The 25,345-nt window shown below is 60.9% G+C and carries 24 protein-coding genes and 1 pseudogene; 16 read left to right on the forward strand and 9 right to left on the reverse strand.

The annotated features are described in order from the left end of the window. Nucleotides 1–148: 148 nt before the first annotated feature. A complete protein-coding gene (locus tag SLG_RS09315) occupies nucleotides 149–898 on the forward strand; it encodes an SDR family NAD(P)-dependent oxidoreductase (RefSeq protein ID WP_014076210.1) in 750 nt (249 codons plus the stop codon). A 518-nt stretch (nucleotides 899–1,416) separates the two neighbouring features. On the opposite strand, the gene SLG_RS09320 is transcribed toward SLG_RS09315, so the two are convergent. The 3 genes from SLG_RS09320 to SLG_RS09330 are packed head-to-tail and all read right to left on the reverse strand — an operon-like array spanning nucleotide 1,417 to nucleotide 4,382. Beyond that, entirely contained in the window at nucleotides 1,417–2,094 is a 678-nt protein-coding gene (locus SLG_RS09320) for a GntR family transcriptional regulator (protein WP_014076211.1), read from the reverse strand. A gap of 31 nt (nucleotides 2,095–2,125) precedes the next feature. Beyond that, entirely contained in the window at nucleotides 2,126–3,235 is a 1,110-nt protein-coding gene (locus tag SLG_RS09325; protein ID WP_014076212.1) for a zinc-dependent alcohol dehydrogenase, read from the reverse strand. 1 nt (nucleotide 3,236) lies between these two features. Continuing rightward, the gene (locus tag SLG_RS09330; RefSeq protein WP_014076213.1) at nucleotides 3,237–4,382 is read right to left on the reverse strand and encodes an MFS transporter; all 1,146 of its coding nucleotides are present in this window, start codon (nucleotides 4,380–4,382) and stop codon (nucleotides 3,237–3,239) included. Nucleotides 4,383–4,665: 283 nt separating this feature from the next. Between SLG_RS09330 and SLG_RS09335 the strand changes: the two genes are divergently transcribed. Then, a complete protein-coding gene (locus SLG_RS09335; RefSeq protein WP_083853359.1) occupies nucleotides 4,666–5,520 on the forward strand; it encodes an amidohydrolase family protein in 855 nt (284 codons plus the stop codon). A gap of 263 nt (nucleotides 5,521–5,783) precedes the next feature. Here SLG_RS09335 and SLG_RS09340 read toward each other — a convergent pair whose 3' ends face one another. Both SLG_RS09340 and SLG_RS09345 read right to left on the reverse strand, forming a co-directional pair. After that, nucleotides 5,784–7,118, reverse strand: coding sequence for an MFS transporter (locus tag SLG_RS09340; RefSeq protein ID WP_014076215.1), 1,335 nt, complete (start codon nucleotides 7,116–7,118; stop codon nucleotides 5,784–5,786). Then, nucleotides 7,118–9,331: a TonB-dependent receptor gene (locus tag SLG_RS09345; protein WP_158512706.1), complete on the reverse strand. Its 2,214-nt coding sequence runs from the start codon at nucleotides 9,329–9,331 to the stop codon at nucleotides 7,118–7,120. The genes SLG_RS09340 and SLG_RS09345 overlap by 1 nt, the downstream gene beginning before the upstream one ends. Nucleotides 9,332–10,063: 732 nt before the next feature. Here SLG_RS09345 and pdhA point away from each other — a divergent pair. The 3 genes and pseudogenes from pdhA to SLG_RS09360 all read left to right on the forward strand — a co-directional run. Further along, on the forward strand, nucleotides 10,064–11,071 hold the full coding sequence (gene pdhA / locus SLG_RS09350) for a pyruvate dehydrogenase (acetyl-transferring) E1 component subunit alpha (protein ID WP_231848789.1): 1,008 nt from the start codon (nucleotides 10,064–10,066) through the stop codon (nucleotides 11,069–11,071). Then, nucleotides 11,071–12,459 carry a pyruvate dehydrogenase complex E1 component subunit beta gene (locus SLG_RS09355; protein WP_014076218.1) on the forward strand — a complete coding sequence of 463 codons (1,389 nt, stop codon included), beginning with the start codon at nucleotides 11,071–11,073 and terminating at the stop codon, nucleotides 12,457–12,459. Before pdhA ends, SLG_RS09355 begins: the two co-directional genes overlap by 1 nt. 47 nt (nucleotides 12,460–12,506) lie before the next feature. After that, nucleotides 12,507–13,442: pseudogene (locus SLG_RS09360) on the forward strand (2-oxo acid dehydrogenase subunit E2); the annotation flags it as partial. 58 nt (nucleotides 13,443–13,500) lie between these two features. Here SLG_RS09360 and SLG_RS09365 read toward each other — a convergent pair. From SLG_RS09365 to SLG_RS09375, 3 genes are all read right to left on the reverse strand, one after another. Beyond that, nucleotides 13,501–14,184 (reverse strand): GntR family transcriptional regulator, encoded by a 684-nt coding sequence (locus SLG_RS09365; RefSeq protein ID WP_014076220.1) that lies wholly within the window; start codon nucleotides 14,182–14,184, stop codon nucleotides 13,501–13,503. Between the two features lie 109 nt (nucleotides 14,185–14,293). Then, complete coding sequence (locus tag SLG_RS09370; protein ID WP_197535685.1) at nucleotides 14,294–15,475, reverse strand: acyl-CoA dehydrogenase family protein; 1,182 nt, start codon at nucleotides 15,473–15,475, stop codon at nucleotides 14,294–14,296. Between the two features lie 53 nt (nucleotides 15,476–15,528). Then, nucleotides 15,529–16,677, reverse strand: coding sequence for a WD40/YVTN/BNR-like repeat-containing protein (locus tag SLG_RS09375; RefSeq protein ID WP_014076222.1), 1,149 nt, complete (start codon nucleotides 16,675–16,677; stop codon nucleotides 15,529–15,531). 139 nt (nucleotides 16,678–16,816) lie between these two features. Here SLG_RS09375 and SLG_RS09380 point away from each other — a divergent pair, with 139 nt between their 5' ends. The 9 genes from SLG_RS09380 (at nucleotide 16,817) to SLG_RS09420 (ending at nucleotide 22,702) form a co-directional block, all read left to right on the forward strand. Then, nucleotides 16,817–17,866, forward strand: a complete 1,050-nt coding sequence (locus SLG_RS09380; RefSeq protein ID WP_014076223.1) for an amidohydrolase family protein — start codon at nucleotides 16,817–16,819, stop codon at nucleotides 17,864–17,866. Further along, complete coding sequence (locus SLG_RS09385; RefSeq protein ID WP_014076224.1) at nucleotides 17,866–18,858, forward strand: protocatechuate 3,4-dioxygenase; 993 nt, start codon at nucleotides 17,866–17,868, stop codon at nucleotides 18,856–18,858. Before SLG_RS09380 ends, SLG_RS09385 begins: the two co-directional genes overlap by 1 nt. A gap of 68 nt (nucleotides 18,859–18,926) precedes the next feature. Beyond that, a complete protein-coding gene (locus SLG_RS09390) occupies nucleotides 18,927–19,580 on the forward strand; it encodes an RraA family protein (RefSeq protein ID WP_231848643.1) in 654 nt (217 codons plus the stop codon). 8 nt (nucleotides 19,581–19,588) lie between these two features. Further along, on the forward strand, nucleotides 19,589–20,242 hold the full coding sequence (locus tag SLG_RS09395; protein ID WP_014076226.1) for an RraA family protein: 654 nt from the start codon (nucleotides 19,589–19,591) through the stop codon (nucleotides 20,240–20,242). Between the two features lie 12 nt (nucleotides 20,243–20,254). Beyond that, on the forward strand, nucleotides 20,255–20,920 hold the full coding sequence (locus SLG_RS09400; RefSeq protein WP_014076227.1) for a 4-carboxy-4-hydroxy-2-oxoadipate aldolase/oxaloacetate decarboxylase: 666 nt from the start codon (nucleotides 20,255–20,257) through the stop codon (nucleotides 20,918–20,920). Between the two features lie 36 nt (nucleotides 20,921–20,956). After that, nucleotides 20,957–21,466: a flavin reductase family protein gene (locus tag SLG_RS09405; RefSeq protein ID WP_070098781.1), complete on the forward strand. Its 510-nt coding sequence runs from the start codon at nucleotides 20,957–20,959 to the stop codon at nucleotides 21,464–21,466. After that, a complete protein-coding gene (locus SLG_RS09410) occupies nucleotides 21,466–21,762 on the forward strand; it encodes a YciI family protein (protein WP_014076229.1) in 297 nt (98 codons plus the stop codon). Before SLG_RS09405 ends, SLG_RS09410 begins: the two co-directional genes overlap by 1 nt. Before the next feature lie 35 nt (nucleotides 21,763–21,797). Next, entirely contained in the window at nucleotides 21,798–22,109 is a 312-nt protein-coding gene (locus tag SLG_RS09415) for a DUF2218 domain-containing protein (RefSeq protein ID WP_014076230.1), read from the forward strand. A 41-nt stretch (nucleotides 22,110–22,150) separates the two neighbouring features. After that, nucleotides 22,151–22,702, forward strand: a complete 552-nt coding sequence (locus SLG_RS09420; RefSeq protein WP_014076231.1) for a nuclear transport factor 2 family protein — start codon at nucleotides 22,151–22,153, stop codon at nucleotides 22,700–22,702. Nucleotides 22,703–22,803: 101 nt separating this feature from the next. On the opposite strand, the gene SLG_RS21700 is transcribed toward SLG_RS09420, so the two are convergent. After that, entirely contained in the window at nucleotides 22,804–22,962 is a 159-nt protein-coding gene (locus tag SLG_RS21700) for a hypothetical protein (RefSeq protein ID WP_014076232.1), read from the reverse strand. 214 nt (nucleotides 22,963–23,176) lie between these two features. On the opposite strand from SLG_RS21700, the gene SLG_RS09425 reads away from it, so the two are divergent. Next, nucleotides 23,177–24,448, forward strand: a complete 1,272-nt coding sequence (locus SLG_RS09425; protein WP_014076233.1) for a Rieske 2Fe-2S domain-containing protein — start codon at nucleotides 23,177–23,179, stop codon at nucleotides 24,446–24,448. 82 nt (nucleotides 24,449–24,530) lie between these two features. Next, on the forward strand, nucleotides 24,531–25,256 hold the full coding sequence (locus SLG_RS09430) for an amidohydrolase family protein (protein WP_051003733.1): 726 nt from the start codon (nucleotides 24,531–24,533) through the stop codon (nucleotides 25,254–25,256). The last annotated feature ends 89 nt before the right edge of the window (nucleotides 25,257–25,345 follow it).

Below are 25,345 nucleotides of genomic sequence, written 5' to 3' on the forward strand. Positions count from 1 at the left end.
AGCAAGCTGGTCCGCCAATGCGCCAAGTCCACGGCGTGCTAAAATAGAATAAATTATTGCCTGACAATCTTCGATCACCAATGATAGGCCAACATAGAAATTGGCAGAGCGGCTCGCCAAGCGAGTCCCGAGTGGAGCGGAAAGAAATATGGGTATTCTCGAAGGAAAGGTCGCGGTCGTCACGGGCGCTGCCCGGGGGATCGGTGCCGAGATCGTCCGCACACTGGCGCACGAAGGCGCGGCAGTGGTCGCGACGGACATTCTCGACTGCGACCAGACGGTTCAAAGCGTCAAATCGGCTGGCGGGCACGCCATCGCGGTCACTGGCGATATCAGTTCACCCGAGGCGGTCGCCCAACTGGCGTCCAGAACCGCCGAGGCATTTGGCCCGGCACATATTCTCGTGAACAATGCCGGCCTGCATCCCTCGCCGATGCCTTTCGAGGAATTGGGCTTCGATTATTGGCGTCGTACCATGTCCGTCAATCTTGACGCCATGTTCCTCACAATTCAGGCATTCCTGCCGCAACTGAAGCAAAATAGCTGGGGCCGTATCGTCAATTTCTCTTCAGCCGCAGCCAACACCGCTCCGCCCAATGGCGCACCTTATGTTGCGAGCAAGGCGGGCGTGGTTGGCCTGACACGCGCGGCGGCGACCGAGTTCGGCAAGTACAATATCACGGTGAATTCCATAGCGCCCAATCCGGTGCGCACGCCCGGCGCCGACGACGCGATCAATGAAGATATGTTCCAGGCGATTGCCCAACTCCAGCCCGTCCCCAAGGTGATGGAACCCCGGCATCTGACAGGCGCCATCCTGTTCCTTTGCACCGATGGCGCCGAGTTCATCACCGGTCAAAATCTGCATGTGGACGGCGGAATGGTCCGCGCCGGCTAAGAAAGGACGCGCAGATCCATTCCCAACCCCTTGTGCGCGATCCGTTGGGAAAGCAGTTCCCTCGGTCGGCTCGCCCGTCGCAAAGCTGCCAGGCGCTGAAGTCACGAGAATGGCTGGGCATTGCGAGGGCATTCTCGCGCGTACCAATGCTGGAGGCCTTTCCTCGCCCCGCATCATTGGACAATCGCCGCCCTGTGCTTCTCGACCGCCGCGATCAGGCTCGATAGCGTGGTTACGCTGGTCGCATTGCCCTCGACCTGGATCGGGCATCCCATCCCGTTCAACCGATCACGATGTGCCCCCAGTTATGCACTTCGCAGTGGCAAACTCTGCCGTCCGATCGGGCGGCGCGACGGGCAGTCTGATGGCGATCGCCCGCTTGACAGGCGATATCTGAATTCCACGCTGCCCAGCGTCATCCTTGCGCCAGGTTGGGTCGCCAGCCCTGCGACTTTTTGCTATCCGGCAGGCCTTGTCGTCACTGCTGCCTTCTTCGGCCTCACACGCGAAGACGCGAGCTAGTCAGCCGTCCAATAGCCAGGCAGGCTGTCAAACACCTCTTCAAGCAAATGTTCGATGCGATCCCGATCCGCCGAATGAGCCGCGAGCAAAGTGTCGCGATCCTTCATCACCAGCGCGTCATACAGGGCCTTCTCACCTGTCGCGGATTCCTCATCGGGAAGCAGGGCGCGAAAACGGTCCGTCAAGGTCCATAAGCGCATGGCCTCGCGCAGCAGAATCTTCTCCGGCGAAAGACTGAAGATCAGTTCGCGCGCCGCCGTCAGGGCTTCGAGCCATATCTCACGCTTTCCCGGACTTAATGGGCGAGAGATGATTTCGAAATAGGCCTTCAGTTTCTTGATCTCCGTGGCGTTGGGCCAACGGGCGCTGCGCAGCAACTCGGCTTCGAGCCAGCGCCGCAACTTATAAAGCTGACGCGCTTCCCCGCGCGACAGGCGAGTCACGAAATAACCCCGGTTGCGATCATGCTGCAGCAAGCCTTCCGCATGCAGCTGCTTGAGGGCCTCCCGAACCGGAACCTTGCTCACCGAATATTCCTCGGCCAGGCCGGTTTGGCTGAGATGAGCGCCGGGCTGAAGTCCTCCACGCATGATCGCGCGACGGATCAACTGTACCATTCGATCCGACAGCGCGGATTCGGGTTGGGCGGTAGAAATTGACGATGCTGTACTCATCGAGGATTCACACCTGAAAGTCGCATGGCTGTCAAGTCGCCCGCCATGGCGAAACCGTCACATGAATCGCGCCCTCGATTCCTCGCCCGGCGGTGGCCAGTATCGCCTCGTGCACCTGATCGAGACCAAAATCATGGCTGCACAACAGATCGATCGGCCAGCGGGTCGATCCGATAAGTTGCAGCGCGATTTCCACCGACCGGTAACTATGACCTCGCGGCGCACGGACGGTGAGATAGCGCTTTTTGATCTCACCGATCGGCACCTGCTGGCGAAGACCGTTAAGGCTGAGCCACGCCCCCTTGGCGGACAGGCTGATCGCCTGCTCGGCAATTTCACCCGTGGGATCCCCGGTTGTGTCCACCACCACGTCGACGCCACGACCCGCAGTCTCGCGCATCACGATCGCTTCGAGATTCTCCTGCTCGACATCGACGGCGATGTCCGCGCCCAGTTGGGGGGCAAGGTCCAGACGACTGCGATCGCGCGTCATCCCGCAGATAATGACCTTTGCCGCTCCCGCGGCCTTGGCCGCGAGCGCGCAGCCCAGGCCTTGCTGCCCGGGACCGTAGACAAGGACAGTCTTACCGAGGCCGGCGCCACCGTCGAGCACTGCCCACTGGACCCCGTTTCCGAGCGGCACAGCAAGCGTGGCGTGACGCGCGTCCATGTCCGCAGGAATCCTGTGGATCACGGCGTTAGGAGCGAGATACATATATTGCGCGTTGCCGCCCCAGAGATGCGGTGGATGCTCGGCGTTGCAGGTGCCGTAGCGCAATGTGTTGAACTGGTCCTTCACGTTGAAGAAGTCTGCTTCCATGCACAGCCGAAAGTCGCCCTGCCGACACCAGTGGCAATGCCAGCAGGGCAGATATTCGTGCAGCGCTATCCGGTCTCCGACCTTAAGCCCCCAACGCTTTGCTGCCGCTTCACCCAGCTCCTCTACCGTGCCGACATTCTCGTGTCCCATAATACATGGAGCGCTGTCGGGCTTTCGGTACATTTCCGGGTCGCTGCCTCCGACGCCGGAAGCCTCGACCCGCAGGAGGCCGGCCTCCGCGCCGATAGCGGGACGTTCAAACTCGCGGATTTCCGTCTTTTCGACGTCGACCTTTACGGCGGCGCGAACCGGTGCCTTCATTTCAGATTTCCTTATTAATGGTCGTTGCCGGTGCGATCCGACCCGACATCAGCAGGATGGCCACCAGGATTGGCGGTATAGCGAACAGCAGGTAGAGACCCGGTCGCCCGATCCCGATCTGAAGGGCCAAACCGGCCAGCATTGGCCCAACGGTCGCGCCGAGCCGGCCGATCCCGATCGCAAGGCCTGTGCCCGCGGCGCGCACTTTTGCAGGAAAGATAAGCGGCGTGCTGGCATAGAGGCTCGTCATTGCGCCTGCCATCAACAGCCCGATCAGGGCTGCTATCATATAGATCACCCATAGATCGGTCGTTGCCCCGGCAAACAATGCGATTGCGCCGCCAAAACCGACGAAATAGAGGCCAGCCACGCGAATGAGCCCAAATCTGTCCGCGAGCGCGCCGAAAAGGAAGGGTCCTACAAGACTGGCGAGATTGACGATCGTCATCGCCGTCGCGCCGACATTCTCCGGCACGCCAATCGCGATCGTCAGCCGCGTGGTCCACAGGAGGATGAAATAGAAGCTGATCATGTTGAGGAAGAAAGCGAGGCAAATCGCGACCGTGGCAGCTCGTTGCTTAGGGCCGAACGGGCGCCATGATGTGTCATCGTCGCCGCGGGCAGGCAGGGCGCCGCGCGGCGGTTCCGGCAATGAAAAGAGATTGAAGAAGAAAACGAGGGTAGCCAGCGTGCCACCGATGACGAAGACTACGGGCCAGCCGAATTTGGCCATCAGGCCGATTGCAAAGCCCCCCGCCAGGGTGGATCCAAGTGGATAGCCGGATGAAAAGATGGCCATTACCATGTTACGTCGCTCGGGCGGCGCTATCTCCGCAACAACGGTGTTGAGCGTCGCCAAGACCCCGCCGATACCCAGGCCTGTTACCGCAAGGGCCGCAAGCAGTTGCCACACATTCCCCGCGAGCGCGGCACAGAACATGCTGATCGCGACGAGCAAGAGCGACGCAAGCGCCACTTTCCTGCGCCCCAACCGGTCCGCGAACGGGGAGATGACAAGCGAGCCTATCATCATTCCTGCAGGGCCTGCGGCGAAAACGAGCCCCAGCATCGCTGGATCGAGATGCCACACCCGCTCGATCGCCTTGCCGATGAATGCGACCGCGACGACCCCATAGCCGTCGACCACATTCCCGAGGATGCACCCCGTTATCGCAACTGCGCGCCCTCTTTCCCGCAAAGCACAACCCTCTCATCGTATCTACTATTGCCTACATTATCGTATATTCAGCAAGTTCTATGGTCACCGCAACCGAAAAATGCAGCCGCCCCGTTCCCACGCCCTGAGGAGGAGCCTGGGCCCGTCGCGCTCATGTCCGCGACGACCTTCTGCGCGGGCCGCCTACACTTCGATAACCCATATTGCCTAACACTATTGCATACTCTACTGCCAGTAGTTCCACTTTAATTCAATGGGGATCGCAGCGATGCACGATTCGCACGCGCACATCATTTCTGACAATCTTGCAAAATATCCCGCAGCAAATCCCGACGATCCAAAGGTGGCGGAGGTGTTGAATGATCCCTTCCCGGCTGAGCGTCTGATCGAGGAGATGACGAGTTGCGGCGTCTCGAAGGCCCTGGTTGTGCAGCGAGGCCAAATTTATGGCTTTGACAACAGTTATGTCATCGATGCAGCCAAGGCCAGCAATGGAAAATTGAAAGCCGTCTGCAACGTCGATGTCAGCCAAAGCGCCTGCGGCGATGAAGTCAGAAAATTGCACACCTCCGGCGCCGCCGGATTTCGGCTGATGGCGAATATCCAGGACAAGACGTTCAACTGGCTTGATGGCCCGAATGCTCCGGCTTTCTGGAGCGCTGTGTCGGATTTATGCGTCCCCGTGTGCGTGCATTTCTTTGTCTGGAACCGCGACGAAGGTTTGACACGCCTTGAAACGCTACTCGATAAGTATCCCGTTACACAGCTCGTTATAGACCATCTGACCAACGGCCCCATCGGGAATGAGGTAGACAGCGGCATCGACGATCTGGTCCGCCGCATGGGCGATCGTGCCAATGTGTCGCTCAAGTTCACATCAATCCCGCTCAACTCCCTGGCCGAGCGCCAGCTTGACGCGAGCCGCGTGCTGGACGCCTATCTCGCCATTTTTAGCGCTGACAGGTTGCTGTGGGGATCCGACGTGACCCAGTCAAAGGGGTCCTATGCTGAGATGGTTGCCCGCGGCCGCCAGGCCGTGGAGCGCTTCCCGCAAGATATCCAGACAAAGCTTCTGGAAGCCAACGTAGCACGGATCTACAACCTCTAGGAACGCAGAATGAGCGGTCAGGGCGCGCGCCCCTGACCGCCAGACAGCGTCAGCATTGTTCAACGGATAACATGCCGGAATCGCGCGCACGGGGAACCCATCCCGGTAAGCACACTTCGCCTGACTGGGAAAGGTTGGGTAACCCTGGCGCCCCCACATGAAGGATTTGGCCGATCCACGGTTCGGAGTGAAATCCGCACAGGGCCTCAGCCGTCCCTAGGATCGATCGCTTCTGATCGGCAATCGGTTGAATATGTCCTGCTTCAGTGATCGGAAACCGATCGGCTTTTGCCTTGCAGATGCTGGCGAAAAGCCACGGCCGCAACCATGATAAAGAAGGATGCGATAGCTATCTGAAGGAAGAAAGCCGTGATGCCTCCGAATTTTACAACGGCAGCCGTCACAGCGGAACTGGTTACGGCGCCAAGGCGCCCAAACCCGAATGCGAAGCCCACGCCGGAAGCCCTACTGCTTGTGGGGAATGCCTCGGCAGCAACGGGATAACTGGCCTGCAGAAGCGCGGTCAAAACAGCCCCGCTCACAACGACATAAAGGATGATCACCCCTTCGCTGATTTCGCCCGCGACACTATAGATCCCGAGCGAAGCAAGAACGCTTACGCCCGAGAAAGTGATGAAAATCCACTTCGATCCCCACTTGTAGAGGACGAAGGACGTCGCGAGCGCACAGACGAGGCCGGCGAGATTGTATAATGTCATGACGGACGCGGCGAACTTTATGCCATAGCCGAGATCCGAGATGACCATTGTTCCCCAATTGCCGATCGCCACCCAGGCAAACAGGGTGAAAAACACCATGAAAGCCATGATCAGCGTCGTAGTCCGATATTCGGGCCCGAATACTGTTCGAAGCGGTCTCTTCGCCGCCGGGTCCTCTGCGGAAGTGAATTCCACATCCCCACTGAACATCATTCGCCTCGCAAGGCGGTTGAGAACACGAGCGGCGTCCGCGTGCCTTCCGCGGCCCATCAGGAACTTAGGCGATTCCGGGACCCAAAGGGACACCAAGGCGGCGATGACCAGCGGCATCGTTCCCCCTATCAGGAAAATCGCGCGCCAACCCGGATCGGGAAGCATTTCACGAGACAGAAGCCCCGCCAGGCTGGTTCCGATCGTCGATAAGGCATAGGCGATCATCATGATCTGTCGCCGCAATCTCCGTGGCAAGATCTCGGCCAAAAGCGCAGCCGCATTCGGCGTCATGACCCCCAGACCAAATCCGGCAAGCAGCCGCGCCAGCGCAAAGAGGAAAACGTCGGTCGCCATGGCGGAAAGAAGGGTCAGGACACCGAAAATCAGCAGGCTGACGCCGATCATCCGCCGGCGGCCGAACAGATCGCCCAGATATCCGCCGGCAAAGCCCCCGATCGCGACGCCGATCAGCGACGCCGTCAGGACAGCGCCGATCCCGCCATAACCCAGCCCGAAACTGGCATTCACGGCAGGGGCCACGAAACCGAGGACGACGATATCGAAGCCGTCGACGATGAGCGCCAGAGCAATGACGAACGACACTGTCAGTACATGCAATGTGACCGGCGCGTCATCGAGCGCGGTGTCTATGTCGATCTTGTTCATCAGTATTTGTACCGCAGGCGAACGCCGTAGGTCCTGGGCAACTGCGTTGTTGCCAGAACAAGACCGTCTATCCCGGAACTCTGAGCGCCCAGCGTATAGACTTCTTTATTCTCGATGTTACGCACATAAGCAGACACGTCCAGTCTCTCGCCCGCCGTCAGGTAGGCCAGCGACACGTCGCTGACATGATAGCTCTTTGTCCGTTCAACGGGGATGAAGTCAGGCGCCAGCCAATAGGGCGATGAGAAGCGCGTTTGCGCCAGCAGCGAGACGCGGGAACCGTCGGCAAGCGGGAAGTTATGCTGGAAGCTCACCCGGCCGCTCCACTTGGGAGCGCGCACAAGCTGGAAGCCGCTACAATCCACACTCGCACTGAGCCGCGGATCGGATGGCGCGCCGAGGCGGCACCCTGTCCGGGCAGCCGTGGTGTTCGTATCATAGACGAAATCGATATATTTGGAGTCGAGATATTCGGCGTCGAACGTCAGCCTGTCATTGTCCGTCAGTAGCGCCATGATGCTCGCATCGACACCCCTTATCCGGGCAGAACCGGCGTTGGTGGTGATATTGGCGGTAGCGCCCCCGGTAACGATGCCGATGTAAGATTCCTGGCGATCCGTATAGTCCCACCAGAACGCATCGACGTTGACCTGCAGATGATTGTCGAAAAAGCGGCTCTTCACGCCTGCCTCATAGGACGTCAGGCGTTCGGGCTTATAAGTATTCGGCGGAAGGGCGCCGAAGAAACCTCCCGCTTTGAAGCCGGTACTCACGGTCGCGTAGAGCATCACGCGGTCGGCGGCATCATATTCAACGCCGGCACGATAATTCACGGCATCAAAGGACGTATCGCCGAAAATGCGCCCGGCCGGTGTTGGATTGCCGCCAACAATCGTTTGCGACGTCCCATCGATCTTCTTCGTCTCGTAGGTGTATCGGACGCCGCCAATCGCCCGCAAGCGGTCGGTCAGACTGAGCTTACCCTCGCCGAACACTGCCCAGGTCTCGTCATCGAGCGTCGGGAAATTCCGTCTGATCTGGACAGCCCGGTTGATGGCGAACTGACTCCAATCGGTTGACTTCTCCTTGGAATAATATCCACCAAGCACCCATTGCAGGGCCGAGGACCCATCAGACGAAAGCCTTGCCTCGATCGATTTTTGGTTGCTCGTCTGAACCTGGTCATAGGGTATCCCCGGAACATAATTCCTGTTCCGGTTCGTGCCATGGACATATCCGGGAAGGACGGTCAGAACGATACCGTCTATCGGTCGCCATTCCGCAGTCGCGCTGAGCACCCAACTGTCCGTGTCGAGATAAACGTCGGTCCCGGGCCGGAACAGCGAATTGCTCGGATTGAGCAGGTTGAAGCGAGCGATCGACGCCGGATCAGCGGCGCCAACGAAAGAACGGCTGGAATCCACCTGTGGCAACAGCACGGGCGCTGCGCCAGTTCCACCCTGGTGGGCATAAGTCGCGCCAACGCGGAGGGAGAATTTATCGCTTGGCTGGAACATGAGTTGAAGCCTGGCGGACTGCATCTTTTCGTCGGAAAGACCATCGCTTAGATAACCGTCGCGGGTAGTGACCTGCCCGCTCGCACGCACCGATAAATTGGGAGCGATTGCTCCGCTCACCGCAGCTGCGGCGCGCATGGCCTGAAGGTTGCCGGCCTCCATTTCCACGAAGCCGCCCAGTGCCTCCGTCGGCCGCGCGGAGATGAGATTCATCGCCCCCGCGGTCGCGTTGCGGCCATATAGGGTGCCTTGGGGTCCCTTCACCACCTCAACCCGCTCCAGGTCGAAGAACAAGCCGGGGATGGTGAAGGATCTCGGGATATAGACGCCATCCAGACTCGGAGCCACCGCAGGATCGCCGAAGGCGTTCACAGAGCGATCCCCAACGCCGCGGATATAGATCTGGAATTGCGGTCCCGAACGACCGATGGTCAGGCCCGGAACGAGGTTAGCCAGAGCAGCGGGATCAGCGACGCCATTGCGTGAAAGCTCATCCCCTCCAACCGCCGACAGTTGCCTGGACTCCCGCTGTACGTTGACCGCTCTGCGCGATGCGGTCACGACGATATCCTGAATGCCGTTCGACTGGTCGGCGCCAGAACTGGACTCGTCCTGCCCTTCCACTGCCTGCGCGTGAGCTGGTAGCGCGATCAGCAACCCCAAGCTGGCAAAAGCAACCGATGTCCTTCGCAACACGAACCTCCCCTTTATCATGATCGTAACCCGAGCATGCGCTGAAACAGCAGCGCCCCCTCAACAGCTCCTCGCCGTCCGCCAAGGCATCACAGCGCGACCCGCAATGCGGCTCGCCATGTCGCAGGACTCGCCTCGCCGACCATCGAGATCTCGGGTGGCATCGACCGGGATCTCGATGGTTGGCGATTTGCGTTTCCGCGCATTCACACCTCCCGTCGCAGCCTTTGCGCCACCAACTGTCGATCCAGTTTGCATTTGATGCATTTTCTTTATACGATCTTGAATATCGAAGCGCCTGACAAAGCGCAACCCCCACCCGTCAAGGAACGCCGCCGGCGCGTAACGAATGCCTTCAATTCACTCACCGATTGGCGTGGCCGCGACCACAACGCGACCTGCCATGCCCCGCAGGCTCACGCCGGTAATTCCTTGGTGGCGAAATGCGAAACACCGCCGTTCGACCACTGGCGCCGGGCCGCCCCGGGCTCCGGCGAAAGCACCGGGCCTGTGGCTATGCGCACTATCGCCCTGATCGTCGTCAGACCGGATCGCCAGCAATCCTCCTTCGTCCACCGAGGTCGCATGCGGCTGGCATCTCCAAAACTCTCAGTCGGTGCGCCGCGCTCTTCCCATCCGCCATCCATTACTATTAAGGAGGGATCCTTGGTCTCCACTCGAACACGTGCTACGAAAAGAACATCGGCCAAGCCGCCTGCCGCGAGCAGTTCGCCGATCGTCGACCGCAAACGTCCGCAGCAGCCTTCCAATTATCCGGCAAGCAAGGACGAACTCCTCGCCTTATACCGCCAGATGCTCCTCATCCGCCGATTCGAGGAAAGGGCGGGCCAGCTCTATGGTCTCGGCCTGATCGGCGGTTTCTGTCACCTCTATATTGGCCAGGAGGCGGTCGCGGTGGGCATTCAGTCGGCACTCGAACCGGGCAAGGACAGCGTCATCACCGGCTATCGCGACCATGGCCACATGCTCGCCTATGGCATCGATCCCAAGCTCATCATGGCGGAGCTGACCGGGCGCGAGGCCGGCATTTCCAAGGGCAAGGGCGGTTCGATGCACATGTTCAGCGTCGAACATAAATTCTACGGCGGCCACGGCATCGTCGGCGCACAGGTTTCGCTGGGCGCGGGCCTTGGCTTTGCGCATAAATATAGTGGCGATGGCGGCGTGTGCGTCGCCTATTTCGGCGATGGCGCGGCCAACCAGGGCCAGGTCTATGAAAGCTTCAACATGGCCGAGCTGTGGAAGCTGCCGATCATCTTCGTGATCGAGAATAACCAATATGCCATGGGCACCAGCGTCAACCGCTCGTCGGCCGAGGATCAGCTCTATCGCCGTGGTGAGAGTTTCCGGATTCCGGGGCTTCAGGTCAACGGCATGGACGTGCTTGCGGTGCGCGGCGCGACCGAAGAGGCGCTAAAATGGGTGAAGGATGGCAATGGGCCGATCCTGCTTGAGATGAAGACCTATCGCTATCGCGGCCATTCCATGTCCGATCCCGCCAAATATCGCTCGCGCGAGGAAGTGCAGGAGGTGCGGGAGAAGTCAGACCCCATCGAAGGCGCGAAGAAGCATCTGGAAGCCGCCGGTATCAGCGAGGAGGAACTCAAGAAGATCGATCAGGACATCCGCAAGATCGTCAGCGACGCAGCGGATTTCGCGGAAAGCTCGCCCGAACCTGAACTGAGCGAACTCTATACCGACGTGCTGGTGGAGCAATATTAATGGGTATCGAAATCAAGATGCCGGCGCTGTCGCCGACTATGGAGGAAGGCACGCTGGCCAAGTGGCTGGTGAAGGAAGGCGATGAGGTGCGGTCCGGCGACATATTGGCCGAGATTGAGACCGACAAGGCGACGATGGAATTCGAAGCAGTCGATGAAGGCAAGATTGGCAAGATCGTCGTGGCCGAAGGGACCGAAGGGGTGAAGGTTGGAACCGTCCTCGCCGAAATGGCGGGCGAGGGCGGCGAAAGCGCAAAAGCCGCGCCCAAGGCGGAGGAGAGCGCGCCGCCTGCCAAATCCGATGCCGCGCCTGAAGCGTCGAAGAAGGCGGAAAGCGGCACAACCAAACTCGCCACGCAGGCGCAGGCGACCATTGCCGACCCGGACCTGCCCGAAGGCACTGAATATGTGAAGACGACGGTGCGTGAGGCGCTGCGCGACGCGATGGCGGAGGAAATGCGCGCGGACGAGCGCGTCTTCGTGATGGGCGAGGAAGTGGCCGAATATCAGGGCGCCTACAAGGTGACTCAGGGCCTGCTGGAGGAGTTCGGCGCCAGGCGCGTAATCGACACGCCGATCACCGAATATGGCTTTGCCGGTATCGGTGCGGGTGCGGCGATGGGCGGCCTGAAGCCCATTGTCGAGTTCATGACGTTCAACTTCGCCATGCAGGCTATCGACCACATCATCAACTCGGCGGCCAAGACTAATTATATGTCCGGCGGCCAGATGCGCTGCCCCATCGTGTTCCGCGGCCCCAATGGCGCCGCGAGTCGCGTGGGCGCGCAGCACAGCCAGAACTATGGCCCCTGGTACGCGGCGGTGCCCGGCCTGATCGTGATCGCGCCCTATGACTCGGCCGATGCGAAGGGCCTGCTGAAGGCGGCGATCCGCTGCCCCGATCCGGTGGTGTTCCTAGAGAACGAGCTTCTCTATGGCCGCAGCTTCGAAGTGCCCAAGCTGGACGACTACGTCCTGCCGATCGGCAAGGCGCGGATCATGCGCGAGGGCAAGGACGTGACGCTGGTCAGCTATTCGATCGGCGTGGGCGTGGCGCTGGAAGCGGCCGAAGCGCTGGCGGGCGAGGGGATCGAGGCGGAGGTCATCGACCTGCGCACGCTCCGCCCGCTCGACACCGCGACGGTGCTCCAGAGCCTCAGGAAGACCAACCGCCTGGTGGTGGTCGAGGAAGGCTGGCCGGTCTGCTCGATCGCTTCCGAAATCGCTGCGGTGGTGATGGAACAGGGCTTCGACGACCTCGACGCCCCGGTGCTGCGCGTCACCAACGAGGACGTGCCGCTGCCCTATGCCGCGAACCTCGAAAAAGCCGCACTCATCGACGCCGGACGCGTCGTCGAGGCGGTCAAAAGCGTATCCTACAGGAAGTGAGCGACATGCTGACCCAACCCCTTCAGCCCCGCAGGTTCCGTCAACCCAGGATCAACGCCTCTCCGGTGGCACGCAGGCTTGCGCAGCGACATGATCTTGATCTGCGCTCAGTCTCGGGTTCGGGACCCGCTGGCCGGATCGTGAAAAGCGATCTGGACGCCATGCTCCAGGCCGTCCCCATACAGGAAAAAGCCGTCACTGCTTTCCCCACACCCTCGTCGGACCCGTCGCTGACCGTTCCTTTATCGGTTGATCCGCCCGAACGCCCGGGAACGCAGGGCCCTTGGGTAAATGTCCCCCATGTGGCGGACAAGATCGCCGGCATGCGCAAGACGATCGCCCGACGCCTTACCGAAGCGAAACAGCAGATACCCCATATCTATTTGACCCTTGACGTCCGCGTCGATCCTCTTCTGGCCCTGCGACAACAGCTGAATGCATCGCTTGAGGGGCGCGCGATCAAGCTGTCGGTGAACGACATGCTGATCAAGGCGCTCGCACTGGCGCTAAAGGAGGTTCCCGAGTGCAACGTCATGATCTCGGGCGACCATCTCCTTAGCTTTCAGCGCGCCGATATATCGGTCGCAGTCTCGGTTCCAAATGGTCTGCTGACACCCGTGATAATCGATGCGGACGGCAAATCTCTTTCTACAATCGCGGTTGAAGCGCAGAATCTCGCACGAAGGGCACGGGAGGGCAAGCTGACGCCTGACCAATATCAGGGTGGAACCGCCAGCCTCTCCAATTTGGGAATGTTCGGCATCAAACAATTTGATGCGATCATCAACCCGCCCCAGAGCGCGATCCTGGCAATTGGCGCTGCCGAAAAGCGCCCCTATGTCATCGATGGCGAGCTGTCCGTCGCGACCGTTCTGACGGCCACTGGCAGCTTCGATCACCGCGCTATCGACGGGGCGGCAGGCGCACAATTGATGTCGGCATTAAAATCCCTGATCGAGAATCCGCTTGCACTCCTGGCATGAAGCGCGCCTGCGGGAGCGGACGCTCTAGCCGTTCCCGCAGGCGCCTCTCGTGGTGAGGCTACAAACTCCGCTCCTCGAGAATGGTCAGAACCGCTTCCTCAAATGCGCGGCGGCGGTTGGAGCGGACCTTGAGCAACTTCTTCGTATTGCGCTCGGCCAGCGCCTCGACCAGGTCTGCCTTGTTGACAATATTACGCGCCGCCGATGGTCGGCGCGGCAGGGGGACCAACGCGCGATATCGGTCGGTGAGCGACCAGTAGCGCATGGCCTCACGCACCATGATCTTGTTTGGCGATAGATTGAACAGGGCATGATGGAAAGCCTGGTGACGATCCCACCATTCGGCCCGATTGCCTTTGTTGAGCAGTTCTTCGAGTTCCTCCGCCTTCGCCCGAAGCTCCTCCAGATCGGCTTCCGTCGGCCACCGGATTGTCACCAGAAGCTCATCCTCGACCATGTCGCGCAGCCGGAAATACTGCCGTGCCTCATCAGCAGAGAAGCGCGCCACGAAAAAGCCCCGGTTCGGATCGTGCTCCACTACGCCCTCAGCGGATAGCAACTTGAGCGCTTCGCGTACCGGCACGCGGCTCGCGGAGAATTGCTGGGCAAGTTCGGTCTGGCCGAGCCGGATGCCTGGTGAATAATGGCCACAGGCTATAAGCGTCCGCAATTTTCCCGCAATAATGGACGGAACCGCGTCCGCAGTTTGTTTTGTATTCTGCTTTTCAATACTCGTAGCCACAAGCTTCTGCCTTATCCTTTGGACGAATATGATGTTAGGCAGAATCGTGATCTTTGGAAAGGGAGAACCGCAGTTCGGTGCCGGTCGGCGCGGCTCTCCCCGCCCGAGCCTATTTCCGGCGGTTAGGCAATGCAAACTCGGAGGGCTTGAGACCGCTCGCCGCTCTCCCGTAGCGGCTCATTGCACTATCCCATGTGAAAGCAAAATGTTGCGCAGCACTGTTAACATCGCGCCACACCCGCTGTAACCCGTGGCCGTCATAGATACCAGACCCACCCGATGCTTCGAAGATCCTGGTCGCCGCGTAGCGTGCGGTCTGCGCCGCCCAGGCCCAATCGCGCGGGATCCTGGCGCGATCAAGCGGCGAAATGTCCGCCGGTGAATGCGCCCGGTCAATCAATTCGGCATCGCGTAACACCAGCGCAAGCGCCGCATCCACCTCGGCCGAAGCCTGGGCAATTCGCGCATAGGTGGCCGATTGTTCGCCAAGTTCGACATCACCCGCGTCAGACAGGCGCTGGCCCAACTGTTCGGCGAAATTCCGCACGGCGCCTTGCGCCATGCCAATCGGCGCCCCGATGATCGAAAAGGGCGCGATATCGGCAAACGGCATACGATAGATTGCACCCTTATGCGCGTTCGCGCCCGGCGAGTTGCCGCTCAGCATCTCGGCAAGCGATACCGAGCGATGGGCCGGAATGAAGCTGTCCGCGATACGGATCGTGCGGCTTCCAGTGCCGCGCATGCCGACCGTATACCAGTCGTCGACGACTTCGATCTCGCTGCGCGGGATCACGAAGAAACGCGGCTCGAAACTGCCATCCGCGCGCGTGATACCGTTGCCGATAATGACCCAGTCGGCAAAGTCGATACCCGAGCAGAACCGTCCGTCGCCTCCTTGCAGCCGGTATCCGCCTTCGACTTCCTCGACCTTTCCGGCGAGCCGGAAAACCGTCGCGATCAAGGCGTCCGGGTTGGAGAAGACATCGTCCTGCGCCGCGGCTGGAAACAGGTTCAATAGCCAGCTGTGTCCGGCCAACACGCCATAGACCCACCCGGTCGAGCCACAGACGGCGGCGATTTCGGCGGTCACCCGGACGAGATCGGCAAAGCCGAGTTCGCTGCCGCCCAACGTCTTGGGCGTGACGATATTGAAAAGGCCCGACTGACGTAGTTCGTCGATCGTCGCGTCGGACACATGTCGATCCTCGTCCACCATCCGGGCACGCTCCCGAATTGCGGGCAGGAGACCCCGAACGCGATCAAGAGCGTCGGCGCTGTCGGCGATCAAAGTCCGTCCCTCGCCAATCGTTGGATTAGTAGCCATTTGATATTCCCCGTTCTTCAGCCGACAGCGGCCGTTTTCTGCTTGCGCAGTTCTTCTTCGATCTCCGCGCGACGCTCATCGGTCAGGAACCAGCGATAATGACCGCCCTTGGAGATCGGCGGCAGCCGCTCGGCAAGCAACGACCAGGTTTCCCCGCAATCATCGCTGTGGAAGATCTCGCCCGTGGCCGTACCGGCATAGAGACTGAAGGCGTCGCCGAAGCTGTGAAGGCCCATCGCCTCGATATTGCCAACGATTTTCGGAAGACCCACACCCATCGTCTCCCAGGTGGCGCCGCCATCGGCGCTATATAGCACCGCAGGGTCTGCCATCGGCGTGTCCTGTTCGCGCCACTTGCGCGGCGGGTTTTGCGGTCCGCCCATGATCACGCCATTTTCGTTACGCGGATCCAGGAACATGGCGTCCGGGTAACCGATGCGATCGTCCCGGGTGGTCAGATGCGTCCACACCCCATGCGCGCTGCGATAGAGCCCTTCGCCCCCGTCCATGAGGAAATCGTCCGGATCCGACGGCCTGATGAGCACGCGGTGATTGTCGTTATAGAAGAAATCCTCGCTCGACTCGTAACCTGTGACTTCGTCCCAGGTCTCGCCGGCATCATCGGACTTCAGCAGCGCGCCCTGTTCGATACAAATATAAATCTCGTCGGGACGATCCGGGTGAAAGGCGACATTCTTGACATGCGCCACATGCGGCGGCGGCGGGAACGTCCATTTGTCGGTGTTCTTGACCTTGAGCATGCCGGGCAACGCCGTCCAGCTCCTGCCGAGATCCGTCGATTTATAGAGCATCGGCGGCTCGGTGCCCAACCAGAGGACCGTCCCTTCCTCGCGCTGCTGCGCCGCCAGCGTATAGATGTGGCGGCTTTGCAGGCCTTCGTTATACGGCGTCCAATTCTCGCCAAGATCCTCGCTGACCCAGAGGCCCGCCTCATAATGGCCACCCGCGAACAGCAGCCCGGATTCGGGCTCATGCAGAATCGCGCTGATATGATAATCGATCAGCTTGCGATCGACCAGCCGCCAGGGCTCGCCCGGCGCGCGCTCGAAAATATGGACCCCATGAAGCGTCGCCGCGAGTAGGCGAGTCGCCGGCCCTTCACCCGTCGTAACGGTTCCACCATTGCAGGATAACAGTGCCAGCATGTCTTTCTCCTCGTCCTTAACCGGTCCGGCCGAGTTCTCGGCGCGGCCCAAATGCCGCAGGGAAGCCAAACCGCCTTGTTGACCTCCTGTCCCGGATTGCTATACAGTTCAGTATCCGATTCAAGAGAGGAACGCAAGCATGACGCCAGAAGCTGCGACGGACGCCGGAAGAGACCCCCTCATCATCGACTGCCACGGACATGTGAGCGCGCCGGATGCGCTCTGGGTTTATAAGTCTCTACTGTTGTCCCACCGCGGCGAGCATGGCCGGAAGTTTCCCGAAGTAACCGACGAGGAAATTCTCCACTTCGCCAACAAGAGGGAAATGGGCCCTTGCGGGCATCTCGACATGCTTGATCGCGCCGGCACGCATATGCAACTGCTCTCGCCGCGGCCCTTCCAGCAGATGCATTCGGAAAAGCCCGGCAAGCTCGTCCACTGGTTCACCGAGGAAACCAACAACATCATCGCGCGCACGGTCAAGCTGCTGCCGGAGCGGTTCTTTGGCGTCGCGGGCATACCGCAGGTCGCCGGAGACCCGATCGAGGGTGTCCTCCCCGAACTGGAGCGTGCGGTGAAGTCTCTTGGCTTCAAGGGATGCCTGCTCAACCCCGATCCATTCGAAAACCGGCCGGGCACCGAGCCGCCCGCGATGGGCGACCGCTACTGGTATCCCCTGTACGAGAAATTGTGCGAACTCGACGTCCCGGCCCATATCCACAGCGCATCATCGCACTCCGAGCGCTCGCCCTACACCCTCAACTTCCTGCTGGACGAAACAACGGCCGTTTACGGGCTTCTCCATTCGGACGTGTTCAAGGATTTCCCGACCCTCAAGATCGTCGTGAGCCATGGCGGCGGGGCCATTCCCTACCATGCCGGGCGCTTCCACGCCTCGGCGCTGCGGCGCGGCGGGAATTTCTACGAGCAGCTGCGTCAGCTCTATTTCGACACGGTCCTCTACAATGAGGAATCGCTGCGCCTACTCATCAAGACCGTGGGCGTCGACAACTGCCTGTTCGGCGCTGAATGCCCGGGCGTCGGCTCGGCCGTAGACCCGCAGACCGGGCATACGCTCGATCATATCTCGCCCTTCATCCGGGGATTCGACTGGCTGACGGACGAGGAAAAGCAGAAAATCCTCGCGGGCAATGCGATCCGCGTGTTCAACCTGGAAGGATTTGACTGATGGCTGAGATCGTCCTTGGCATCGGCACGAGCCACGGCCCGATGCTTGTCACACAAACCGAGCAATGGCGTTCGCGCCTCGCCTTCGATCAGAGCGTCAACCACGCCTGGCGCGGCGGTTCCTGGTCCTATGATCAGTTGGTCGCTGAGCGCGCCGATCAAAATTTCGCCGCGCAGATCACGCCCGAAGCGATGACAGCGCACAATGCGCGCTGCCAAGCTTCACTCGACCAACTGGCGGAGATATTCTCGGAGGCCAAGATCGATGTCGCAGTCATTCTCGGCAATGATCAGATGGAGATATTCGACGAACGGCTCGTGCCCGCTTTCTCCGTCTTCTATGGCGACACGATCACCAATTACGAGTTCCCGCCCGAGCGTATGGCGGCGTTGCCACCGGGCATCAACCTGTCCGTGGCGGGCTATATTCCTTCAGGCGGCGCCGAATATGCCGGCCAACCCGAACTGGCGCGATCGATCATCGCCCAGGCAATGGCCGACGAGTTCGATGTCGCGGCGATGAAGGCCCTGCCCAAGCCGGAAACGCCCCACGCTTTCGGCTTCGTCTATCGTCGCATCATGCGCGATAATCCCGTGCCCAGCGTGCCGGTGCTCGTGAACACTTTCTATCCGCCCAACCAGCCCACCGTGCGGCGCTGCTATGAATTCGGCAAGTCCGTGCTGCGCGGCATCCAGGCCTGGGAAAGCGATGCGCGGGTGGCCGTGCTGGCCTCGGGCGGTCTCACGCATTTCGTCATCGACGAGGAGATCGACCGGCTATTCTTCCAGGCCATGGAAGATCGCGACATCGCCCGGCTGGCGGATCTGGGCGAGGCGATCTTCCAGGACGGCACGTCCGAGCTCAAGAACTGGATCCCGCTCGCCGGCATGATGGCCGAACTCGGCCTCGACCATGAAATCCTCGATTATGTGCCCTGCTATCGAAGCGAAGCGGGAACCGGCAATGCGATGGGTTTCGTCTGCTGGCGATGAACAGCTGAAAATATGCGCGCCCCTGGGGCGCCTTCCTGTGAGAGGATAGCTTGATGGACCAAAACAATATGCTTGTGGCGCGCCTGAAGCGGCTGGATTGTTGCGCCGTGTCAGACGCGATGGATCGCCTCAAGATCCGCGGCCAGGTGACGGAACTCGCCCAGCGATCGGGCAAGGGCCGGATCGCGGGACGCGCAGTGACGGTGCGCCTTGGAACCGGCGATCCGCCGCCGGGCCCGCCCCGCCACCTGGGCACGACCGCGATCGAAGCCGCCGGCGCTGACACTGTGATCGTGGTGGAGCAAAAGACCGGGGTTGAGGCAGGATGTTGGGGTGGATTGCTGACCCTGGGCGCGAAAGTGCGCGGAGTGGCGGGCGTCGTGGCGGATGGACCGGTGCGGGATATCGACGAGGCCCAGGGCTACGAGTTTCCGATCTTCACGAACCGCACCACCTGTCTCACGGCACGCGGGCGCGTGGTGGAAAAGGAAACCAACGGGACGGTGACGATCTGCGACGTCACCGTCGAGCCGGGCGATTATGTGGTCGCCGACCAGAGCGCATGCCTCTTCATCAAGTCTGCCGACATCGAACGAGTGCTGGACACCGCCGAGGAGATCGTCGCCCGCGAAGCTGCGATGGCCAAGGCGATCCTGGCCGGCACGCCGATCAGCGAGGTCATGGGCGGAAACTACGAGCATATGCTTGAAAGCAAGGATTGAGAACCGGAATGAGCGAAGAAAACGTCACGCGAGCCGCGCGCCTCGACACCGCAACGATCAGCGACGCGCTCGATCGGCTCGGGATCGTCGGCCAATGCTACGAGATCAAGGGACGCGATCCCGGCTTCCGCATGGCAGGCCGCGCCTTTACCATGCGCTGCGGACCCGCCGCCAATCCGCCGGGCACCGTCGGCGATTACATCGATGAAGTGCCGGAGGGCCATGTCGTGGTGATCGACAATGGCGGACGCACCGACGCCACCATCTGGGGCGACATCCTGACGGAGATCGCGCATCGTCGCGGTCTTGCCGGCACGGTCATCGACGGCATCAACCGCGACGTCGCCCTCTGTCGTGAGCTTGGTTATCCGATCTTTTCCAAGGATCATTGGATGCGCACCGGCAAGGACCGCGTCCAGGTCGAAGAGATGCATTGCGTCGTCAATATCGGCGGCGCGCGGGTCGCGCCCGGAGATCTGCTCCGCGGCGATCCCGACGGTGTCGTCGTCATCCCGGCCGAGCACGAGGAAGTGGTGCTGGCCGCCGCCGAGGAGATCCATGAGGCCGAGGAGCATATCCGCCAGGCCGTACGCGGCGGCATGCGGCTCGACGAGGCGCGCACGCAGTTCAAATATCATCAACTCCAGACGCGAAAGGCATAGGCGGTACCGCGCATGACCAAAGTCGATCCCAAATGGCGCATCCGCTCCGATGGCTTTGCCCGCGTCCATCCCGATCTGGTCAAGCAGGCGAAAGCCCTCTCGAGCGCCACCATACATGAAGCCGGCGGCAAGATCGGTGTCATGCCGCCCGAAATCAAACCCGTCCATCCGCATTTTCGCGTGTGCGGCTCGGTGTTGACAGTCCATTCGCCCCCCGGCGACAATCTCTGGCTGCATTATGCGATCTATGCGGCGCAGCCAGGCGATGTGCTGGTCGTCCACTGCAACGGCGCCTATGACCACGGCTATTGGGGCGAAGTCATGTCGACGGCGGCAAAAGTCCGGGGTCTCGGCGGTCTCGTGATCGATGGTGGCGTGCGCGACTATACATTGCTCGATGAGGTCGGCTTTCCCGTATTTTGCCGCGGTCAATGCATTCGTGGCACCGGCAAGGACACGCAGGCGATCGGGTGGATCGGTGCGCCCATCCTGTTCGGAGACCTCGTCGTTCGCTCCGGCGATCTCGTCTTCGGCGACAATGATGGTGTCGTGATCGTCCCCTCCGACAGGGCAGAAGAGGTCATTCTCGCCTCAAAGAAGCGCGATGCCGACGAAATCGACATCTGCCGTCGTCTCGAGGCAGGCGAAACCACGCTCGACATTTACGGTCTGGGCTGACCTGTGGGCGTTTCGGCCGATGAGTTCCGGGAGGGCATGCGCAGGCTCGCCGCGAGCGTAACCGTCTTGACCACGCGGCTGGACGACGAGGCCCGCGTCGGCATGACGGCAACGGCCGTGACCTCTGTCTCGGGAGATCCGCCGACGCTATTATGCTGTGTCAATCGGGCCAACGCCACCAGAACAGCGTTTGCGCAGGCGGGCGTCTTCGCGGTCAACGTTCTGGCGGCGGGGGATAATGATCTGGCGACCCGTTTCGCCACACCGATGGCGCCAGAGGAGCGGTTTACCAGCGGCGCGTGGACGACCCTGTCGACGGGCGCGCCGATCCTTGAGACCGCCGTCGCTTCTTTCGATTGCCGCATCATGCAGACAACGGAAATCGGCAGCCACAGCATCTTTTTCGGTGAAGTGCTCGCCGTCGCCTTGCGCGGGCCGCACGTGATGCCGCTGCTCTATGCCCATGGCGGCTACGGCAAGTTCGCCGGCCCCCATCCTTCATTCCAGGATCTTATGTGGACCCCCGACTGGCAGGTGTACGACTGATGACCCAATCCTTTTTCCTGATCCAATATGTCCAGACCGGCAGCAATGCGCTGCGCGAGGAAAAGCGTGGCGAGCATATCGCCTACCGGAAGGGGCTGGGCGAAGCGCTGGCGCTTGCCGGTCCGCTGCTTGACGATGAAGGACGCCCGGTCGGCAGCGTGATCATCCTGGCGGCCGGCAGCAAAGCCGACGCCGACCGTTTGGCAACCGGCGATCCGTTCGTCGAGGCAGGCCTGTTGGCACTCGAGTCCATAAAGCCGATGCGGATCGCCGCAATGGTGCCACCTCGGCCATGAAATTTGAGGCGCTGATGATCGAAAGGTTCTGATCGATGTTTTCCAGCACCGCCATCGTGCCGACCGAAAGGGCAAGCCGGTACCTCCAGCAACTGTGCAAGCACTGGTCGCACAATCTCTCGGTCGAATTCGACCCGCATCATGGTCGCGTGGTCTTCCCCCACGACACGCGCGGGGCCGATTGGCCCGGCGACGGTGTGTTCATCATGGAAGCATCAGAGACCGCCCTCACCTGCCGGATCGAAGCCTCCGCCCTGGGCCAGCTCGAAGGGCTCAAGGGCGCAGTCGAACGTCATCTGAACCGCTTCGCCTTTCGTGAGGGCGAGTTGGAGTTCGCCTGGGTTTAACGCGCCACAACACACTGTTCATAACCACGAGAGGACCACTTATGTTTAACCTGCGTTCGACGACAGCGGCATTCCTTATTCCCTGCGCCCTTCTGATGGCCAATGCCCACGCCCAGACGCCTGCCGGCGCACAGGCGGGGAGCGCGGTCCCTGAGAACCAGCCGCAGACGGAGGCCGAGCGCAAGGCGTTCGCGCCGGATGACAAGTCGCCACTCGCCGTGGTCAACGCTTTCAACCAGATGGCTTTTTTCGATCGCCGTCCGATCGAGGCGTTCAAACGGTATCTTGCTGACGATTTTATCGAACGCAGTCCCGATTTTGCCCATGACGGTCATGGCAGCGATAAGGCGGGTCTCATCGCCTTCTTCGAAACCCGCGGCTGGAAAGAAGGAGAAGCGCTCAAGGACACGATCTATCAGGTGATCGGGGATGGCGAGCGCGTGGCGGTTTTTCACAAGGTTACGATGAATGACAAGGATCGTGGCACGGCATTTGTCGATATCTTCCGCGTCCGGGACGGTCTGATTGTCGAACATTGGGCGATCAGCCAGCCGATCCCGGCCAACACGACGCCTCGCCACAGCATGTTCTGAACCTGGCAGCCTCGCCCGCCGCAATTCAGCGGACGCTCCCTGACCATTGACGGTGCCGGCACCACAGCGACGCGGCCGCGCCGTCAATCGTCAACTATGGCTCACCGTGCCAGCTTGCGCAGCTCCTCGGCAGCCTCACACGGCCTGCCATCCACGCCGACCAGATCATGCGCCTTCATGATCGTCGCGCAAAGGCTCCGGAGAGCGCTGCGCTCGCCCTCCCCTGCCCGCTTGAACTCGATATTGGCGAGACGCCACATCTCATCCGGCTCGCTTTCGCGATAAACCAGATGTTCGGATGAGGTCGATCGCTCGAATCATGCTTTCTGCATATTCGTCTACATCGTGGATCTCATCCAGAGCACGACAGCCTCCACAAAAAATTCCTCTGTTTGCGTTCGATCAAGGATTAGTGACAAGCTCTCCGGTACGTGATATGGAATACACGATTGACTAACAAAAGGAGATTCGTCCATGCTCTCGCGAGAGGACAATGAGCTGCTCGTTCATGTGGGTTCTGGTACCGCCATGGGCGATCTCATGCGCCGTTTCTGGATGCCCGCGCTTTTGGAAAGCGAACTTCCCGAAAAAGACGGGAAGCCGGTGCGCATTCGCCTGATGGGGGAGGATCTGGTCGCCTTCCGGGATAGCGAAGGCCGGATCGGCCTGCTCGACGAGCATTGCCCCCATCGCGGCTCCTCGCTTGCTCTGGGCGTGAACGGCGAGTGCGGTCTGCGCTGCCTCTTTCACGGCTGGAAGTTCGACGTGACCGGCCAGTGCACGGACACGCCCGCCGAGCCAGAAGGCGCCACGCTCGCCAAGGCGATGCGCGTCAAGGCCTATCCGACCCGCGTCGCGGGTGGCATGATCTGGACCTATATGGGCCCCAAGGAAGCCGAGCCGCCCTTCCCGCATTTCCCTTGGTTCGATATGCCCGAAGGCCATTGCGAGGCGTTCAAGGTCATCTACGAATGCAACTACGCCCAGGCGATCGAGGGCGCCATCGACTCCGCCCATGCCGGCGTCCTGCACCGGGAGAGCCCGTGGGGCGAAGAGGCGAAATATCCGCACGAACGCGATCTGCGCCCCAAACTGGAAGTTGAATTCACCAATTATGGGCTGCGCTACTGTGCGGTGCGGAAGGACGGCGATCAAGGTCATGCCCGCATCACCCAGGTGCCGCTGCCGTTCTGGACTTTCATTCCGTCCGATGGAGGAAACTCGCCAGTGTATCGCCGCAATCGGCGCCTGATCAATGCCTTCGTGCCGCGCGACGATGTGACGACATGGCACATCCAGTTCTTCTATGACGAGACGCACCCCATCGATCGCGAGCATCGCATCGCCGAGGCCGGCACGCAGCATGACAAGGATTTCTTCAAGCTCGTCGGCAACAGGCAGTGGTACAATCAGGATCGCGAGATGATGCGGACCACGAACATGTCCGGCATCGTCGGTATCGCCGCGCAGGACCATGCCGTCAGCGAGACCATGGGGCCGATCGCCGATCGCACCAAGGAACATCTCGGCCGTACCGACATGGCTGTCGTCGCCTGGCGGCGGCTGATGCTCAAGGCAGCCCGCGAGCTGGCAACGACCGGAACCCTGCCCCAGGCGGCCCAGGCCAATCTCGACTGGAGCAAGATCACGGCAGAGACCTTCACCTTCCCATTGGAAGAGAAGAGCTGGAAGGACGTGGTCCCGCTGCCCCAGGAGATGCATCCGAGCCTGTCGACCGCGGCCTGAGCATCGCTGCATCGTGATTGTCGACACACATTGCCACGCTTCCTCGCGCTGGTATGAACCTATCGACACGCTCCTGTTCAACATGGACAGGTGCGGCGTCGATAGGGCCGTGCTCATCCAATTGCTGGGAAGTACGGACAGCGCCGACATGCGCGCAGCCCAACGCGCGCATCCCGACCGGCTCCGCTATGTTGCCGCGATCAATCCCGGCGCGCCCGATGCAGTGGCCGCGATCGAAGCTGCGGCTGCCGAGGGCGCGGTGGGACTTCGCATGCGCGCCGCGTGGCGCAGCCCGGGAGACGATCCACTGGCCCTATGGCGCGCGGTGGCCAGCAGCGGATTGCGGGTGTCGATGGTGGGCCCAGCCTCCAGTTTTACAGATGGCGAACTCGCTGAAATCGCGCTTGCCTGCCCCGATCTGCCGATCATTCTGGAACATCTGGGCGGACTTGGCCGCCCAGATGTTGGAGATCGCGCCGCCGCGCTGCGTGCGGTCATCGCTCTTGCAAGCCATCCCAACGTGATGCTGAAGCTGCCCGGCCTCGGTCAATTGGCCCCGCGTCTTTCCGGCATCGATGCTGCTGGCGCACTTCCCCTGGACATGAAAGGCGTCGAGCCGCTGCTCGCCTCTATCCTCGATGCGTTCGGTGCTGACCGGTTGATGTGGGGAAGCGATTTCCCGCCGGTCGCCAGCCGGGAAGGTTATGCCAACGCCCTCGGCTGGACACGCGATCTGATCGATCGCGTGTCGCCCGGCGCGGCCTCCCTCATCTTCGAAGAGACGGCCGCACGCGTTTTCGGTTTCTGAACCAACAGCGGTTTGATCGCAGTTCTGCGGCCATAAGCCCTCGAAGCGTTCATGACCGGATATCAGCGCTTAATCTGATGCCACTTCGC

It is taken from the genome of Sphingobium sp. SYK-6 (genome assembly GCF_000283515.1).
Classification (GTDB): domain Bacteria; phylum Pseudomonadota; class Alphaproteobacteria; order Sphingomonadales; family Sphingomonadaceae; genus Sphingobium; species Sphingobium lignivorans.